Here is a 17,917-nt window from a genome sequence, read left to right on the forward strand (position 1 = left end):
AAATGTAAATTAATTCTAACCAATAGCCATATCTTTGCCAGATTATTGATTCACGATGAATCTGTTCCTACATTACAAAAAGAAGGGGCTTGGTTGAAATAGTCGTTCAACATCAGGTACAAATTTTTTATCAGCTAAGAACATGATGACATGATCACCTTGCTCGATTTTGCTATTTGCATTAGCAATGATGACGTCGTCACCACGAACAATTGCGCCGATAGTGGTACCAGGTGGAAGCTTAATATCTTCGATCATTCTGCCGACAACTTTCGATGTGCCCTCATCACCGTGAGCGATGGCCTCGATTGCTTCAGCTACGCCACGACGTAAAGAAGATACGCTAACGATATCCGCCTTGCGGACGTGACTGAGTAGCGCAGAAATTGTTGCCTGCTGTGGGGATATTGCGACATCGATGACGCTGCCCTGAACCAGATCAACATAAGCTCGACGCTGGATAAGCACCATTACTTTTTTCGCGCCCATGCGTTTAGCCAGCATAGCTGACATAATATTCGCTTCGTCATCGTTGGTAATTGCGATGAATACATCGATCTGCTCGATATGTTCTTCGGCTAGGAGCTCTTGATCTGAAGCATCACCATGGAACACGACTGTATTTTGCAGGAGCTCAGCCAGCTCCACAGCCCGGTCTGCATTTCGTTCAATCAACTTGATGCTGTAGTCTTTTTCTAACCGCTGCGCTAATCCTGCACCGACATTCCCACCACCAACGATCATGATCCTTTTATACGGTTTTTCGAGGCGCTGCAACTCGCTCATCACCGCACGAATATGCTGCGAAGCGGCGACAAAAAACACCTCATCTCCAGCTTCAATGATGGTGGAACCCTGTGGGCGAATCGGACGATCGTGACGGAAAATAGCGGCAACACGGGTATCTACATGAGGAATGTGTTCACGGAGAGAGGTGAGAGCATTACCGACCAGTGGACCACCATAGTAGGCGTTGACGGCAGCAAGACTCACTTTGCCTTCAGCGAAGTTGACGACCTGAAGTGCTCCAGGATATTCGATCAGTTTGTAAATGTTATCAATCACCAACTGCTCTGGGGAGATTAAGTGATCGATGGGAACTGCTTCGGGTAAAAACAGCTGTTCTGATTCACGTATGTACTCAGCGGCACGAATGCGCGCAATCCGGTTTGGTGTTTTGAAAAGAGAATAAGCGATCTGACAGGCTACCATATTCGTTTCATCTGAATTAGTAACGGCGACCAGCATATCGGCATCTTCTGCTCCCGCTTCACGTAGCACTCGTGGGTGAGAGGCATAGCCCGTAACGACGCGCAGATCAAACTTATCTTGAAGCTGACGTAACCGGTTTGCATCGGTATCAACGACAGTGATGTCATTGTTTTCACCCGCTAGATTTTCCGCCAGTGTTCCGCCGACCTGACCCGCGCCAAGAATGATAATTTTCATAATAAGCCATGCCGTTTATTGATTGCTGTCTGTTGCAGACAATACTGGGTTCAATATCAGTTTTTTACCAGCTTCGCATAAAAGAAACCATCGCCACCATCGGGATAGGGAAGCATCTGTATGCCCGGTATTTCTCTTGTTCCTGTATCAACAAGCGTTGCATCGGTATGGCGAGTCAGGAAATCAGCAACTTGTTGGGCATTTTCTTCCGGCAGAATAGAGCAGGTAGCGTAGACCATCGTGCCGCCTGTTTTGAGATGTGGCCAAATTGCATCAAGAATTTCTTTTTGCAATGCCACTAACTCCTCGATGTCTCTGTCTCGTCGCAACCACTTAATATCAGGATGACGACGAATGACACCAGTGGCTGAGCAAGGGGCATCCAACAGAATGCGATCAAACACACGTCCTTCACACCATGAATCAGGATAACGTCCATCGCCTTGTTTTACTTCGGCATGCATTTGTAGCCGCAGTAAATTTTCTTTTACCCGGCCTAAACGTGTTTCATCAACATCGACAGCGAGTACATGAGATTTTGGTGCTGCTTCTAAAATGTGTGTTGTTTTTCCACCGGGTGCAGCACAGAGATCGAGGATCTGTTCACCATCTTGTGGATCGAGCCAATAGGCGCAGCCTTGAGCCGATGCATCCTGTACCGTTGCCCACCCTTGTGAAAATCCTGGCAATTGATCGACTGCACAGGGAGCCGCAAGTCGTATCGCATCGCTGTATTCAGCATGAGGAAATGCTTCAATTCCCTCTTGTTCTAACAAGTTTAAATACGCTTCACGTGAGTGGTGTAACCGATTCACACGTAGCCACATTGGAGGGCGTTGATTATTCGCCTCAACGATGTTTTGCCAGCGATTTGGATAGGCATGCTCGATGCGAGCCAGCAGCCAGCTTGGGTGCTGGTAGTGAGATGAGTGAGTTGCCTCACGTTGAATCAGTTCTTCCTGTTGACGCTGAAATTGGCGTAATACGCCATTAATCAGCCCCTTGAGCTGTGGCCGCTTTAATGCGACAGCACCTTCTACTGTTTCTGCCAGGGCCGCATGTGGCGGGATCCGAGTGTAATGTAGCTGGTAGATGCCGACCATGATGAGGTAGTGCAGCGTGCGTTGTTTGCCCGTCAGGGGCTTAGCCATCAGTTGTTGAATACACCATTCCAACTGCGGTAAAACGCGTAATACGCCGAAGCAAAGCTCCTGCAAAAGTGCGCGATCTTTATCGGAGACTTCACGCTGATGAACAGGTAATAAGGCACTGAGTGATTGTCCCTGATCCAGAACCTGTCCCACCACTTTTGCGGCAATACTGCGTAGATTGTATGAGCTTTTCATGTGTTAGCGATGACGTATACGTAAAATAGAGAGGATATACCGGTTTGGCACCGGTATGAAAAATAGATTAGTCCAGTGTATTACCGGGAACGAACCACTCACGACGTGAATTAAGCAGATCTTGCGCGCCCATGACTTTTTTGCCTGCGGGCTGCAATTCCTGAATATTCAAGATGCCATCGGCTGTTGCTACCTGAATGCCCTGCTTGTCTGCCTGTATGGTGGTGCCAGGTTGTGAGCCATGTACTTTGGCGATGACTTCAGCTTTCCAGACTTTCACTGGCTGTTCATCTACGATGAAATAGCTGACTGGCCAAGGATTAAAAGCACGAATACAACGCTCAAGCTGCTCGGCAGATAACTGCCAGTTGAGACGAGCTTCTTCTTTGCTGAGCTTTTCTGCATAGGTGGCAAGGGCATCATTTTGTGCTTCAGCAACAGCGCTGCCATCAGCAAGCTGTTCCAGTGTTTCCAATAAGCCACGTGGGCCCAGTTCAGCAAGTTTATCGTACAACGTTGCACTGGTATCCTGTGGCAGGATTGGGCACGAAATTTTGTGCAGCATTGCACCCGTATCGAGTCCAACGTCCATTTGCATGATCGTCACGCCGGTTTCACTATCTCCTGCCCACAATGCACGCTGAATCGGTGCCGCACCACGCCAGAGAGGCAACAGAGAGCCGTGTACATTAATGCAACCAAGGCGAGGCATGGATAACACGGGCTGCGGCAGAATTAAGCCGTAGGCGACAACGGCCATAACATCAGCATTTAACGCTTGAACCATCGCCTGACTTTCTGCCGATCGCAGAGATTTTGGCTGAAAAACGGGGATGCTGTGTTGCTCTGCCAGTACTTTTACCGGGCTAGGGGTTAGCTTGTTGCCTCTGCCTGCCGGACGGTCAGGCTGGGTGAAAACGCCAACGACTTCATGGCCCGATGATAAAAGCGCGTCTAGATGACGCGCTGCAAAATCAGGGGTTCCGGCAAAAATGATACGTAAAGAATCAGACACGGTGCTTCCTGTCAGGATGAAAATTATTGGGCTCGGCTATTCTGCTTAGCCAATTTTTCCAGTTTTTGACGAATACGCTGGCGTTTAAGCGGGGAAAGGTAATCAATAAACAGTTTCCCAACCAGATGATCCATTTCATGCTGGATACAAATGGCGAGTAGCTCGCTTGCTTCAAGTTCGAACGCCTTACCTTCACGATCCAATGCGCGCACTTTTACACGTTCTGCACGAGGGACCAGCGCACGCGTTTCAGGGATCGACAAGCAACCTTCTTCGATGCCCGTATCGCCGCTCTTTTCAATCAACTCGGGATTGATCAGTACCAGTCGTTGGTCTCGTTCTTCGGAGACGTCGATGACAATAATACGCTGATGAATATCCACCTGTGTCGCGGCCAGGCCAATACCTTCTTCTTCGTACATGGTATCGAACATATCATCCACGATACGTTGAATATCTGCATTGACTTCTTTTACGGGTTGCGCAGTGATGCGGAGCCGCTCGTCTGGAAAATGTAATATCTGCAAAACTGCCATATATGTTTAGATCTGTATCTGAATAGTGGGAGAGTCTTGGCGTTCATTCTAGACATTTCCTGCCCCGATTGACAGCATCAGCACTGAATTGCACCACTTATCTGAACATAGCGGAATAAGGGATACCGATGCTATCAACGGAAATCTGGCTACGTATGACATGCGTAAGGCACCTGAGAGCCAGACGTGCCTGGGCGGTTGTCAGAAAGCTTATTGATTTAAATACGTTCGATAACGAGAGCTTGGGTGCGTTAGGTCTGTCCGATGCTCAAATTGCCCAATTCTGTTCCTATGATCGTAAGATCCTAGAAGAAACTCTCACCTGGTTGTCTCATCCCAATAATCATATCGTGACGTGCGAAGATGCCCTTTATCCCTTTCTGTTGAGCAATATTCGTGATTTTCCGCTGTTGCTTTTTGTATCTGGTTCTCCTGAATTGCTGGCATCGCCACAAATATCGATTATTGGTAGCCGGGGGAGCAGTGCTTACGGCGAGCGGTGGGGATGCTTTTTCGCCCAGGAGCTTGCTGCGAATGAACTCACTGTGACAAGCGGGCTAGCGATTGGCATTGATGGTATTGCTCATCGTGCTGCGTTGGATGCGGGAGGCAAAACCATTGCGGTGCTGGGAAGCGGGCTGGAGAATGTTTATCCCAAGCGGCACGCTAAGCTTGCCGAACGTATCTGTGGCGGTGGTGGCGCGCTGGTTTCCGAATTTCCCCTCGCGATGCCGCCTTTCCCAACCAACTTTCCCAGAAGAAATCGTATTATCAGCGGGCTAGGGCTGGGTGTTCTGGTCATTGAGGCGTCTATCCGCAGTGGGTCGTTAGTCACTGCGCGTTATGCTTTGGAGCAAGGACGGGAAGTTTTTGCTCTGCCGGGGCCGATTGGTAACCCGATGACTGAGGGAACACACTGGTTGATCCAGCAAGGAGCCAGCTTGGTTACACATCCGAAAGATGTTCTTGAGCAGTTGGTGAGTGAGTTACAGTGGCTGCCGATGGAAAGCGGGCAAACTATTTCTAACGAAGAAGAGGATGGCGAATTGCCATTTGCCGACGTGTTGGCTAACGTAGGAGATGAGGTTACACCTGTTGACGTTGTCGCTGAACGTGCCGGCCAACCTGTGCCAGAGATAGTCACTAAGCTATTAGAGCTGGAGTTAGCAGGGTGGATCGCAGCAGTACCCGGCGGCTATGTCCGATTAAGGAGGGCAGGCCATGTTCGACGTACTCATGTACTTGTTTGAGAGCTACATCCACAATGAAACTGAAATGCGTGTCGATCAGGATACGTTAACTGATGACCTCACCCGCGCTGGATTCCATCGTAACGATATCTATAGCGCGTTGAGTTGGCTGGAAAAATTGGCCGATATTCAGGAAGGGCAGACTGCGCCGCTTCATTTGGCGAACGATCCGCTGGCTATGCGGATCTATACGCAGGATGAGGCGCTGCGTCTTGATGCGGAATGTCGTGGCTTTTTATTGTTCCTTGAGCAAATTCAGGTTCTGAACCTTGAAACGCGGGAAATGATTATTGAACGCGTCATGGCGTTGGAAACGCAGGAGTTTGATCTGGAAGATCTGAAGTGGGTCATTCTCATGGTGCTTTTCAATGTACCTGGTTGTGAGAATGCTTATCAGCAAATGGAAGAATTACTCTTTGAGGTCAATGACGGTTATGTGCAATAGCCAGAGGAATAACAGTTCGAATGGCTAAGCCTGCGCTGTTTGCTGAAAAAAAACAGGAAATGTGTCCAGACTGTGGGTCAGTGCTGGTTATACGTTCTGGTCGGCACGGCCCATTTCTTGGCTGTTCTGCGTATCCAGAATGTGAGTTCATTCGCCCGCTGAAAGCACAAGCTGATGGACATATCGTCAAAGTGTTAGATGGGCAGCAATGTCCGCTTTGTCAGTCGACCTTGGTTTTACGGCAAGGCCGTTATGGGATGTTCATCGGCTGTGGCAATTACCCTGAATGCTATCATACCGAGACTATCGATCGCCCTGATGATACGGCGATTCGATGTCCACAGTGTAATGAAGGAACGCTGTTGCAGCGCAAATCTCGCTACGGCAAGGTATTTCATTCTTGCGATCGCTATCCCGATTGCCAGTTTACGTTAAACCATAAGCCGATAGCGGGTGAATGCCCTTCTTGCCATTACGCTTTATTGTTTGAGAAAAAAACGGCACAAGGCATCAAGCTATTTTGTGCCAGTAAATTATGTGGAAAACCGATAGCGGCAGAAGTTGATAAGAATGAGTGATGTGTCTGATGAACTAATGATTCCCGTTTTGCGGGAGTTACACAACGAGCAGGTTATTGCGTACCCGACTGAAGCGGTATTTGGGTTGGGGTGCGATCCTGATAGTGAAGTGGCGGTTAATCGCCTGCTGGCGTTAAAACAACGTCCTTGGCAAAAAGGCTTGATCCTGATTGCGGCAGATTTTAGCCAATTGGCTCCTTATATTGATGACAGTGCGTTATCCGCTGAGCAGAAGGCTGTGATGTTTTCCACATGGCCAGGTCCGGTTACTTGGGTATTGCCAGCAAAACGCACGACTTCGCAGTGGTTAACGGGGCAATTTTCTTCACTTGCGGTGCGCGTTAGCGACCACTCATTAGTCAAGGAACTGTGCCAGCGTTACGGTAAACCGTTGGTGTCGACCAGCGCCAATTTAAGTGGCCAACCGCCTTGCCGCACGGTTCAGGAAGTTTCTCTACAGTTTGGTGATGATTTTCCTGTGCTAGTTGGGGATGTCGGCGGAAGAATGAACCCATCAGAAATCAGGGATGTATTAACAGGCGAGCTTATTCGTCAGGGATAACGACAAGTTGGAGAGGAACGTGTCTGAAGTAACGTCTTTTGCGGTTTTTGGCAATCCGATTGCGCATAGTAAATCACCTCGTATACATGAGCTATTTGCTGCACAGACGGGGATAACGTTGACGTACCAGCGCGTGTTAGCGCCTCTGGATAATTTTGAGCAGATGCTGCGCCAGTATTTTCGTGATGGTGCTGGTGGGGCGAATGTAACAGCGCCCTTTAAAGAGCGGGCCTTTGCCGAAGCCGATGAGTGTAGCGAATGTGCTGCGCTTGCGGGGGCAGTCAATACATTGAAGAGATTGAGCGATGGTCGCCTGTTTGGTGATAATACCGATGGCATCGGTTTGCTCAGCGATCTACAACGATTGGCGCTGGTGAAGCCGTTGGATCGTGTTTTGCTAGTTGGTGCAGGTGGTGCGGCGCGGGGTGTTATCCAACCCCTGCTGGCCTATGGTTGTACAGTGGTGCTGGCGAATAGGACCTTTTCCAAGGCCGATGCCTTAGCTAAGATCTTCCGTGATATTGGTGATATTCACGCTGTTGCTTTCGATGATTTACAGGGGCAGTCGTTCGATCTGATCATCAACGCCACATCTTCTGGTATGTACGACAGCGTTCCTAACTTACCGCCAGAACTCATTTCGCCGGAAACGTGCTGTTATGACATGTTTTACCTGCCACAACTAACCCCCTTTTTGTCATGGTGCGTACAGCATGGCGCTCTCCATTATGCAGATGGTTTGGGAATGCTGGTGGGGCAAGCGGCACATGCGTTTAAACTTTGGCATGGTGTTATGCCGGACGTGGAGCCAGTGATTGCTTTACTAAAGCTGGATCTTGCTAAATGAATCAGGCGATCCAGTTCCCCGATCGTGAAAGCTGGGATGATAAGGTCATGGCGATCCGCTTTCCCGTTTTAGTGAATGGCTTTCAGCAGGAATGTTTAGTGAGCGCGGAGCTGCTCCAGCAACGTTATGGCGGTGATAGCCCTGAACGGTGGCTGGCACTGTTCAGGGAATATCGATGGGATCTTGAAGATGAACTGGAAAAAATGATCGTTGCTGAAGAGTGGGATGATGAAGGTTGTTACTCGTTGTCCTGAGCAAGGTATTCATCTTTCCAACGAACATAGTTGTTTGCCGAGTAAATCAACCCCTCTATTTCTTCTTGTGTTAGTGGTCGAATTTTTTTGACTGGGCTGCCGAGGTATAGATGCCCCTTCTCTAGCCGTTTTCCTGGGGGGACCAAGCTACCAGCGCCAATCATGACGTCATCTTCAACAACCGCTCCATCCAGAAGTATTGATCCCATTCCGACCAAAACCCGATTTCCTATTTGGCAACCGTGCAGCATCGCTTTATGGCCTACCGTGACGTCTTCACCAATAATAAGTGGATTACCTTCTGGTTTTTTCTCTGAGCAGTGGGTGATGTGAAGTACAGATCCGTCCTGAACATTACTCCTTGCACCAATAGTAATGTAGTTAACATCACCGCGTATGGCGACAAGAGGCCAGATGCCGACATCATCGCCTAGTGTTACCTTACCAATCACCACGCTGGAATGATCGACCATGACTCTTTCGCCTAAAACGGGAGAAATGCCGTTATAACGACGGAATGTTTTTGTACTCATCGACAACCTCGTAGTTATTTGCCACATACTGATGATTCGTTATTAAACAAAATATCGACAGATATGGGATGTCGGCAACTGAAAAGTGGTGTGGATCGAGCAAGATCTCATCGAAAGGGTCGAAAAACACGCGAACAGAAAAAAAGATCAAGAAAGTTGTTGTGTAACGAAAACGGATCCCTATAATGCGCCTCCATCGACACGGCGCTGCGAACACACAACCGGGTGGATAAAGAAAGAGAAAATGCTTTAAAATAAGCGTTGACTCCGAAGGTGGGAAGCGTAATATACGCCACCTCGCGAAGTGGTTAAGGCCACAACGCACTGCTCTTTAACAATTTAATCAGACAATCTGTGTGGGCACTCACAAGACCGTATCTTAACGATATAAAAAGTCTTGAAGAGTGAACAACAGTGAAATTCATTACGAATAAACAGTTACTAATTCTTTGAGCATCGCTTCTCGAGTAGAAGCAAATCAAACAAATCTTAAATTGAAGAGTTTGATCATGGCTCAGATTGAACGCTGGCGGCAGGCCTAACACATGCAAGTCGAGCGGTAGCACAGGAGAGCTTGCTCTCTGGGTGACGAGCGGCGGACGGGTGAGTAATGTCTGGGAAACTGCCTGATGGAGGGGGATAACTACTGGAAACGGTAGCTAATACCGCATAACCTCGCAAGAGCAAAGAGAGGGACCTTCGGCCTCTCGCCATCAGATGTGCCCAGATGGGATTAGCTAGTAGGTGAGGTAATGGCTCACCTAGGCGACGATCCCTAGCTGGTCTGAGAGGATGACCAGCCACACTGGAACTGAGACACGGTCCAGACTCCTACGGGAGGCAGCAGTGGGGAATATTGCACAATGGGCGCAAGCCTGATGCAGCCATGCCGCGTGTGTGAAGAAGGCCTTCGGGTTGTAAAGCACTTTCAGCGGGGAGGAAGGCGGTAAGGTTAATAACCTTATCGATTGACGTTACCCGCAGAAGAAGCACCGGCTAACTCCGTGCCAGCAGCCGCGGTAATACGGAGGGTGCAAGCGTTAATCGGAATGACTGGGCGTAAAGCGCACGCAGGCGGTCTGTTAAGTTGGATGTGAAATCCCCGGGCTTAACCTGGAACTGCATTCAAAACTGACAGGCTAGAGTCTTGTAGAGGGGGTAGAATTCCAGGTGTAGCGGTGAAATGCGTAGAGATCTGGAGGAATACCGGTGGCGAAGGCGGCTACTTGGACAAAGACTGACGCTCAGGTGCGAAAGCGTGGGGAGCAAACAGGATTAGATACCCTGGTAGTCCACGCTGTAAACGATGTCGACTTGGGTTGTGCCCTTGAGGCGTGGCTTCCGGAGCTAACGCGTTAAGTCGACCGCCTGTGGAGTACGGCCGCAAGGTTAAAACTCAAATGAATTGACGGGGCCCGCACAAGCGGTGGAGCATGTGGTTTAATTCGATGCAACGCGAAGAACCTTACCTACTCTTGACATCCAGAGAATTTGCTAGAGATAGCTTAGTGCCTTCGGGAACTCTGAGACAGGTGCTGCATGGCTGTCGTCAGCTCGTGTTGTGAAATGTTGGGTTAAGTCCCGCAACGAGCGCAACCCTTATCCTTTGTTGCCAGCGATTCGGTCGGGAACTCAAAGGAGACTGCCGGTGATAAACCGGAGGAAGGTGGGGATGACGTCAAGTCATCATACTCTTACGAGTAGGGCTACACACGTGCTACAATGGCGTATACAAAGAGAAGCGACCTCGCGAGAGTAAGCGGACCTCATAAAGTACGTCGTAGTCCGGATTGGAGTCTGCAACTCGACTCCATGAAGTCGGAATCGCTAGTAATCGTAGATCAGAATGCTACGGTGAATACGTTCCCGGCCCTTGTACACACCGCCCGTCACACCATGGGAGTGGGTTGCAAAAGAAGTAGGTAGCTTAACCTTCGGGAGGGCGCTTACCACTTTGTGATTCATGACTGGGGTGAAGTCGTAACAAGGTAACCGTAGGGGAACCTGCGGTTGGATCACCTCCTTACCAAAAAGATGTGTGTTAAGTGAAGTGCTCACACAGATTGTCTGATGAAAAACGAGCAGAAATACCTTAATAGGCTTGTAGCTCAGGTGGTTAGAGCGCACCCCTGATAAGGGTGAGGTCGGTGGTTCAAGTCCACTCAGGCCTACCAACTCTCCCATGAGTGGTATCTAAGGTATCTGTAAGCAACGATGGGGTTATAGCTCAGCTGGGAGAGCGCCTGCCTTGCACGCAGGAGGTCTGCGGTTCGATCCCGCATAGCTCCACCATCAATACTCGCTATATAGAAAACTTCAGAGTGTACCTGTTTGGGTGCACTGCGACGTTTTGCTCTTTAACAATCTGGAACAAGCTGAAAATTGAAACATGACAGCTGAACATGCATTGATGCCTACGGGTATGAATGGCGTGTCAGTGTGTCAATGAGTCTCTCAAATAATCGCAGCACGACAGTGACTTTGATTAATCAAAGACACCTTCGGGTTGTGAGGTTAAGCGACTAAGCGTACACGGTGGATGCCTAGGCAGTCAGAGGCGATGAAGGGCGTGCTAATCTGCGATAAGCGTCGGTAAGCTGATATGAAGCGTTATACCCGACGATACCCGAATGGGGAAACCCAGTGTGTTTCGACACACTATCATTACGTGAATACATAGCGTAATGAGGCGACCGGGGGAACTGAAACATCTCAGTACCCCGAGGAAAAGAAATCAACCGAGATTCCCCTAGTAGCGGCGAGCGAATGGGGAGGAGCCCAGAACCTGAATCAGTTTGTGTGTTAGTGGAAGCGTCTGGAAAGTCGCACAGTAAAGGGTGATAGTCCCGTACACAAAAATGCACAGATTGTGAGTTCGATGAGTAGGGCGGGACACGTGACATCCTGTCTGAATATGGGGGGAAATTCATCCTCCAAGGCTAAATACTCCTGACTGACCGATAGTGAACCAGTACCGTGAGGGAAAGGCGAAAAGAACCCCGGCGAGGGGAGTGAAATAGAACCTGAAACCGTGTACGTACAAGCAGTGGGAGCCTTGATTAATCAGGGTGACTGCGTACCTTTTGTATAATGGGTCAGCGACTTATATTCTGTAGCAAGGTTAACCGTATAGGGGAGCCGTAGGGAAACCGAGTCTTAACTGGGCGTTAAGTTGCAGGGTATAGACCCGAAACCCGGTGATCTAGCCATGGGCAGGTTGAAGGTTGGGTAACACTAACTGGAGGACCGAACCGACTAATGTTGAAAAATTAGCGGATGACTTGTGGCTGGGGGTGAAAGGCCAATCAAACCGGGAGATAGCTGGTTCTCCCCGAAAGCTATTTAGGTAGCGCCTCGTGAATTCATCTTCGGGGGTAGAGCACTGTTTCGGCTAGGGGGTCATCCCGACTTACCAACCCGATGCAAACTACGAATACCGAAGAATGTTATCACGGGAGACACACGGCGGGTGCTAACGTTCGTCGTGAAGAGGGAAACAACCCAGACCGCCAGCTAAGGTCCCAAAGTCATGGTTAAGTGGGAAACGATGTGGGAAGGCACAGACAGCTGGATGTTGGCTTAGAAGCAGCCATCATTTAAAGAAAGCGTAATAGCTCACTGGTCGAGTCGGCCTGCGCGGAAGATGTAACGGGGCTAAACCATGCACCGAAGCTGCGGCAGCGACACTTAGGTGTTGTTGGGTAGGGGAGCGTTCTGTAAGCCGTCGAAGGTGGCCTGTGAGGGCTGCTGGAGGTATCAGAAGTGCGAATGCTGACATAAGTAACGATAATGCGGGTGAAAAACCCGCACGCCGGAAGACCAAGGGTTCCTGTCCAACGTTAATCGGGGCAGGGTGAGTCGACCCCTAAGGCGAGGCTGAAAAGCGTAGTCGATGGGAAACAGGTTAATATTCCTGTACTTGGTGTTACTGCGAAGGGGGGACGGAGAAAGCTAGGTTATCCGGGCGACGGTTGTCCCGGTTTAAGCGTGAAGGTGGATGACTTTGGTAAATCCGGGTCATCATTAACACTGAGGCGTGATGACGAGTCACTACGGTGATGAAGTAACCGATGCTACGCTTAGGAAAAGCCTCTAAGCAGGTAACATTAAATCGTACCCCAAACCGACACAGGTGGTCAGGTAGAGAATACTCAGGCGCTTGAGAGAACTCGGGTGAAGGAACTAGGCAAAATGGTGCCGTAACTTCGGGAGAAGGCACGCTGATGGTAAGTGAAGTGACTTGCTCACGGAGCTGAAATCAGTCGAAGATACCAGCTGGCTGCAACTGTTTAATAAAAACACAGCACTGTGCAAACACGAAAGTGGACGTATACGGTGTGACGCCTGCCCGGTGCCGGAAGGTTAATTGATGGGGTCAGCCGCAAGGCGAAGCTCTTGATCGAAGCCCCGGTAAACGGCGGCCGTAACTATAACGGTCCTAAGGTAGCGAAATTCCTTGTCGGGTAAGTTCCGACCTGCACGAATGGCGTAATGATGGCTAAGGCTGTCTCCACCCGAGACTCAGTGAAATTGAACTCGCTGTGAAGATGCAGTGTACCCGCGGCAAGACGGAAAGACCCCGTGAACCTTTACTATAGCTTGACACTGAACCTTGAGCCTTGATGTGTAGGATAGGTGGGAGGCTTTGAAGCGTGGACGCCAGTCTGCGTGGAGCCAACCTTGAAATACCACCCTTTAATGTTTGATGTTCTAACGTATACCGTAATCCGGGTTGCGGACAGTGTCTGGTGGGTAGTTTGACTGGGGCGGTCTCCTCCCAAAGCGTAACGGAGGAGCACGAAGGTTAGCTAATCCTGGTCGGACATCAGGAGGTTAGTGCAAAGGCATAAGCTAGCTTGACTGCGAGAGTGACAGCTCGAGCAGGTGCGAAAGCAGGTCTTAGTGATCCGGTGGTTCTGAATGGAAGGCCATCGCTCAACGGATAAAAGGTACTCCGGGGATAACAGGCTGATACCGCCCAAGAGTTCATATCGACGGCGGTGTTTGGCACCTCGATGTCGGCTCATCACATCCTGGGGCTGAAGTAGGTCCCAAGGGTATGGCTGTTCGCCATTTAAAGTGGTACGCGAGCTGGGTTTAGAACGTCGTGAGACAGTTCGGTCCCTATCTGCCGTGGGCGTTGGAAGATTGAGAGGGGTTGCTCCTAGTACGAGAGGAATGGAGTGAACGCACCACTGGTGTTCGGGTTGTGATGCCAATTGCATTGCCCGGTAGCTAAGTGCGGAAGAGATAACCGCTGAAAGCATCTAAGCGGGAAACTTGCCTCGAGATGAGTCTTCCTGGGCACTAGATGCCCCTGAAGGCCGTTGAAGACGACGACGTAGATAGGCTGGGTGTGTAAGCGTAGCGATACGTTGAGCTAACCAGTACTAATGGCCCGAGAGGCTTAACCTTACAACACCGAAGGTGTTTTGAGACGACTCAAAGAGATTTTGATAATCAGCTTGTTCAAAGATTGGTTCTGATGGTTGTGCACACTGAAAAGTGAGGTATAACGGTTGGAATGAAACAGAATTTGCCTGGCGGCGATAGCGCGGTGGTCCCACCTGACCCCATGCCGAACTCAGAAGTGAAACGCCGTAGCGCCGATGGTAGTGTGGGGTCTCCCCATGTGAGAGTAGGGAACTGCCAGGCATCAAATAAGTGGAAAGCCTCTGTTGAAAGACAGGGGCTTTTTGCTATGGGGAATTTTGGTAGATTTCACCGTTTGTACGTCGAAACCCATACGGAATAATAAATATAGGGAAATAAATGACGATCTTATATATCCAGATCCGTAAGAATAAAATGGTTGTGCGTAATCCTGAGACGCATCAGGAAGTAAGTGACTCTAGCCAGGTTTTTAGTAATTCACGCTTATTGGTTGCTGACTTTTTTCGTGCAGAGAAGGTTCTTCAGGATTTAGCCCACAAATTTATCAAACGTGGCTGGTTTACATTCGGCCAGGATGTGCTGGTTATGCATGCGCTTGAAATGAACGAAGGGGGCTATCACAGGTTGAAGAACGTATTCTTCTGGAAATCACTGTTGCGGCTTCACCGAGAGCACGGCTGATTATAATAGAACACTCCCGGGTGTTGGTTGATGCGGAAGTGATTGAGCTGGCAAGGAAAAAAAGATAAAGCATGTAGCGCGTTCTCTGGGCACAGTGAAACATTTTCACCTTATGCGCTGAGCACTCGACATTAGTACAAAAACTCGCTATCTTCGGGCATCTGGATGTCTAAACGTTTAAACGTATGCTTTGAGGATATAAGGTTATGCCAATTCGGGTTCCTGATGAGTTACCAGCTGTCAATTTTCTGCGGAATGAGAACGTCTTTGTGATGACGTCCTCGCGTGCTAAAACGCAGGAAATTCGCCCCCTCAAAGTGCTGGTTCTGAACCTGATGCCTAAAAAGATCGAGACTGAAAACCAGTTTCTGCGCCTGTTATCCAACTCCCCCTTACAGATCGATATCCAACTGCTACGTATCGATAGTCGCGAGTCGAAGAATACGCCAACCGAGCATTTGAATAACTTTTACTGTAATTTCGACGATATTCAGGACGAAAATTTTGATGGCCTGATTGTGACTGGCGCACCGCTGGGATTGGTTGATTTCTGCGATGTTGTTTATTGGCCACAGATCGCACGTGTCATCGAATGGGCAAAAGAGCATGTGACCTCCACACTATTCGTGTGTTGGGCTGTGCAGGCTGCTCTCAATATCCTTTACGGCATCCCCAAAATGACCCGCAAGGAAAAGCTATCCGGCGTTTACCTACATCAAACGTTGCAACCTCATGCCTTGTTGACCCGCGGCTTTGATGAAACATTCCTGGCACCACATTCACGCTATGCAGATTTCCCCGCTGATGTAATTCGTCAGCATACGGATTTAGAGATTTTGGTTGAGTCGGAGCAGGCCGGAGCCTATCTGTTTGCCAGCAAAGATAAGCGTCTGGCGTTTGTTACCGGGCACCCAGAGTATGATGTCTTGACGCTCGCGGGCGAGTTTTTCCGTGACTGTGACGCTGGATTGGATCCGGCCGTTCCGGTGAATTATTTCTCCGATGACAACCCTGAACTGGCACCGAAAGCGAGCTGGCGTAGCCACGGTCATCTGCTTTTTGTTAACTGGCTGAATTACTATGTTTACCAGATTACGCCTTACGATTTACGTCGGATGAACCCTACGTTGGACTAACCCGTTCCCCTTCTTTTCTCTAAGGCACCTTCAAGGGTGCCTTTCTTTTTTGTGCTGAACCCTTTCATTTCTGTTGGTTAGTGAAAGTCATTTCTCTTCCTTTTGGATTTTAATTTTCATTTTTATCATGCTGTTACTTTCTGTTTTTAATTAAAATGGAAATTGTTTTTGTTTTTGATTTTGTTTTTTGTTGTATTACGCTTAATCCTGTCGGCTAAGAAATGTACATACTGGTTTTGCCGATTTGGCGGTTGTTGATAAATGAAGCGGAATCTGAAAAGGAACCACGAATGATGCAGCAGACGATAAACAGAGAATTGGCGTTTAGTCAGCGTTTTGGCGAAGGTGAGAAGCAAATTCTTACGGAAGAAGCGATTGATTTCTTAACGGAGCTGGTCGCGCATTTCACGCCAGCCCGTAATCAATTACTCGCCGAACGGCAGGTACAACAGCGTAATATCGATCAGGGTAAGTTGCCTGATTTTATTTCAGAAACGGCTTCCATTCGTGATGAGGCATGGACAATACGCGGTATTCCCGATGACCTTCAGGATCGTCGTGTTGAGATTACCGGTCCGGTCGAACGCAAGATGGTGATCAACGCATTGAATGCCAACGTGAAAGTTTTTATGGCGGACTTTGAGGATTCGTTGTCACCGAGTTGGGAAAAGGTGATCGACGGGCAAATCAACTTGCGTGATGCCGTACGCGGTACGATTTCCTATATCAATGAAACAGGAAAAATCTACCAGTTGAAGCCCAATCCTGCCGTATTGATTTGCCGGGTACGCGGTTTGCATTTGCCTGAAAAACACGTGTCCTGGCAGGGGGAAGCGATTCCCGGCAGCCTGTTCGACTTCGCGCTGTATTTTTTCCACAACTATCAGGAATTGCTGAAGAAAGGTAGCGGCCCTTATTTCTATCTGCCTAAGACCCAATCATGGCAGGAAGCGGCTTGGTGGAATGATGTCTTCTGCTACACGGAAGATTGCTTTGATCTGCCGCGCGGGACGATCAAAGCGACAGTGTTGATTGAAACGCTGCCTGCCGTTTTCCAGATGGACGAAATTCTCTATCACTTACGTGACCACATCGTTGGGCTGAACTGCGGCCGCTGGGATTATATCTTCAGCTATATCAAAACATTAAAGAACCACAGCGATCGCGTTCTGCCCGATCGCCAGTCGGTGACGATGGAAAAACCCTTCCTTAGCGCTTACTCACGGCTGTTGATCAAAACCTGTCATCGCCGTGGCGCGTTCGCCATGGGCGGGATGGCGGCGTTCATCCCAAGTAAGGATGCGGAACGCAATAACTGGGTGTTGGATAAGGTACGTAAAGACAAAGAGCTGGAAGCTCACAATGGTCATGACGGCACTTGGGTGGCCCACCCGGGGCTGGCAGATGCCGTGATGGAGGTGTTCGATAGGGCGTTAGGCGAGCGTAAAAATCAGCTCGATATCAGTCGTGAACACGATGCGCCCATCCGCGCAGAAGCGCTGCTGGAGCCTTGCCCAGGAGAGCGCACGGAAGTGGGGATGCGCGCGAATATCCGTGTGGCGGTGCAGTACATCGAAGCATGGATATCCGGCAATGGCTGCGTCCCGATTTATGGGCTGATGGAAGATGCGGCAACGGCAGAAATTTCCCGTACCTCAATCTGGCAGTGGATTCGCCACGGCAAGACATTGAGCGATAGTCGAGTGATCACCAAAGCGCTGTTCCGCCAGATGCTGGCCGAAGAGATGTTTGTGATTCAGGAGGAGCTCGGTGATGCCCGTTTTAGCGGAGGGCGCTTTGATGAAGCCGCTCGGCTAATGGAGCAAATTACCACGCAAGATGAGCTGATCGACTTCCTGACGCTACCCGGCTACGCATTGCTTGATTAATC

The 17,917-nt window shown here is 49.4% G+C and carries 14 protein-coding genes, 2 tRNA genes and 3 rRNA genes; 14 read left to right on the plus strand and 5 right to left on the minus strand.

The features are described from left to right. Positions 1 to 72: 72 nt before the first annotated feature. The 4 genes from trkA to def form a co-directional block, all read right to left on the minus strand. Positions 73 to 1,449: a Trk system potassium transporter TrkA gene (gene trkA, locus LOZ86_RS03390; RefSeq protein ID WP_010304922.1), complete on the minus strand. Its 1,377-nt coding sequence runs from the start codon at positions 1,447 to 1,449 to the stop codon at positions 73 to 75. A 56-nt stretch (positions 1,450 to 1,505) separates the two neighbouring features. Then, entirely contained in the window at positions 1,506 to 2,795 is a 1,290-nt protein-coding gene (gene rsmB, locus LOZ86_RS03395; protein WP_039487920.1) for a 16S rRNA (cytosine(967)-C(5))-methyltransferase RsmB, read from the minus strand. A gap of 67 nt (positions 2,796 to 2,862) precedes the next feature. Beyond that, positions 2,863 to 3,810, minus strand: a complete 948-nt coding sequence (gene fmt / locus LOZ86_RS03400; protein ID WP_039487922.1) for a methionyl-tRNA formyltransferase — start codon at positions 3,808 to 3,810, stop codon at positions 2,863 to 2,865. Between the two features lie 23 nt (positions 3,811 to 3,833). Continuing rightward, positions 3,834 to 4,346, minus strand: coding sequence for a peptide deformylase (gene def / locus LOZ86_RS03405; protein ID WP_039487925.1), 513 nt, complete (start codon positions 4,344 to 4,346; stop codon positions 3,834 to 3,836). A 128-nt stretch (positions 4,347 to 4,474) separates the two neighbouring features. On the opposite strand from def, the gene dprA reads away from it, so the two are divergent. Genes dprA through LOZ86_RS03435 form a run of 6 tightly spaced genes read left to right on the plus strand, consistent with a single transcriptional unit; the run spans position 4,475 to position 8,282 of the window. Further along, entirely contained in the window at positions 4,475 to 5,596 is a 1,122-nt protein-coding gene (gene dprA / locus LOZ86_RS03410) for a DNA-protecting protein DprA (protein ID WP_039487926.1), read from the plus strand. After that, positions 5,568 to 6,041 carry a DUF494 family protein gene (locus LOZ86_RS03415; RefSeq protein WP_039487928.1) on the plus strand — a complete coding sequence of 158 codons (474 nt, stop codon included), beginning with the start codon at positions 5,568 to 5,570 and terminating at the stop codon, positions 6,039 to 6,041. The genes dprA and LOZ86_RS03415 overlap by 29 nt, the downstream gene beginning before the upstream one ends. Before the next feature lie 20 nt (positions 6,042 to 6,061). Further along, positions 6,062 to 6,619 carry a DNA topoisomerase family protein gene (locus tag LOZ86_RS03420; protein WP_039487930.1) on the plus strand — a complete coding sequence of 186 codons (558 nt, stop codon included), beginning with the start codon at positions 6,062 to 6,064 and terminating at the stop codon, positions 6,617 to 6,619. Next, on the plus strand, positions 6,612 to 7,181 hold the full coding sequence (gene tsaC / locus LOZ86_RS03425; RefSeq protein WP_039487932.1) for an L-threonylcarbamoyladenylate synthase type 1 TsaC: 570 nt from the start codon (positions 6,612 to 6,614) through the stop codon (positions 7,179 to 7,181). Before LOZ86_RS03420 ends, tsaC begins: the two co-directional genes overlap by 8 nt. A 19-nt stretch (positions 7,182 to 7,200) precedes the next feature. Continuing rightward, entirely contained in the window at positions 7,201 to 8,028 is an 828-nt protein-coding gene (gene aroE, locus LOZ86_RS03430; protein WP_039487933.1) for a shikimate dehydrogenase, read from the plus strand. Then, complete coding sequence (locus LOZ86_RS03435; protein ID WP_039487935.1) at positions 8,025 to 8,282, plus strand: DUF1488 family protein; 258 nt, start codon at positions 8,025 to 8,027, stop codon at positions 8,280 to 8,282. Before aroE ends, LOZ86_RS03435 begins: the two co-directional genes overlap by 4 nt. Here LOZ86_RS03435 and LOZ86_RS03440 read toward each other — a convergent pair. Continuing rightward, complete coding sequence (locus LOZ86_RS03440; RefSeq protein WP_039487936.1) at positions 8,267 to 8,815, minus strand: gamma carbonic anhydrase family protein; 549 nt, start codon at positions 8,813 to 8,815, stop codon at positions 8,267 to 8,269. The two genes, LOZ86_RS03435 and LOZ86_RS03440, sit on opposite strands and share 16 nt — an antisense overlap. A gap of 491 nt (positions 8,816 to 9,306) precedes the next feature. On the opposite strand from LOZ86_RS03440, the gene LOZ86_RS03445 reads away from it, so the two are divergent. The 8 genes from LOZ86_RS03445 to aceB all read left to right on the plus strand — a co-directional run bounded on the left by LOZ86_RS03445 (position 9,307) and on the right by aceB (position 17,915). Further along, positions 9,307 to 10,841 (plus strand): 16S ribosomal RNA (locus tag LOZ86_RS03445). Positions 10,842 to 10,912: 71 nt separating this feature from the next. After that, a tRNA-Ile gene (locus LOZ86_RS03450) sits at positions 10,913 to 10,989 on the plus strand. 42 nt (positions 10,990 to 11,031) lie between these two features. Continuing rightward, positions 11,032 to 11,107: transfer RNA gene (locus tag LOZ86_RS03455), tRNA-Ala, on the plus strand. Positions 11,108 to 11,327: 220 nt separating this feature from the next. Beyond that, a 23S ribosomal RNA gene (locus LOZ86_RS03460) occupies positions 11,328 to 14,230 on the plus strand. A gap of 124 nt (positions 14,231 to 14,354) precedes the next feature. After that, positions 14,355 to 14,470, plus strand: a 5S ribosomal RNA gene (gene rrf, locus LOZ86_RS03465). Together the 16S, 23S and 5S rRNA genes with 2 tRNA genes alongside form the textbook arrangement of a ribosomal RNA operon. Positions 14,471 to 14,587: 117 nt before the next feature. Beyond that, positions 14,588 to 14,890: a hypothetical protein gene (locus LOZ86_RS03470; RefSeq protein WP_225969801.1), complete on the plus strand. Its 303-nt coding sequence runs from the start codon at positions 14,588 to 14,590 to the stop codon at positions 14,888 to 14,890. Between the two features lie 206 nt (positions 14,891 to 15,096). Continuing rightward, positions 15,097 to 16,026 (plus strand): homoserine O-acetyltransferase MetA, encoded by a 930-nt coding sequence (gene metA, locus LOZ86_RS03475; RefSeq protein ID WP_039487251.1) that lies wholly within the window; start codon positions 15,097 to 15,099, stop codon positions 16,024 to 16,026. A gap of 290 nt (positions 16,027 to 16,316) precedes the next feature. Next, positions 16,317 to 17,915, plus strand: coding sequence for a malate synthase A (aceB, locus tag LOZ86_RS03480; protein ID WP_039487250.1), 1,599 nt, complete (start codon positions 16,317 to 16,319; stop codon positions 17,913 to 17,915). Positions 17,916 to 17,917 lie beyond the last annotated feature (2 nt).

This window comes from Pectobacterium parvum, from assembly GCF_020971565.1.
In the GTDB taxonomy this organism is placed as follows: Bacteria; Pseudomonadota; Gammaproteobacteria; order Enterobacterales; family Enterobacteriaceae; genus Pectobacterium; species Pectobacterium polare.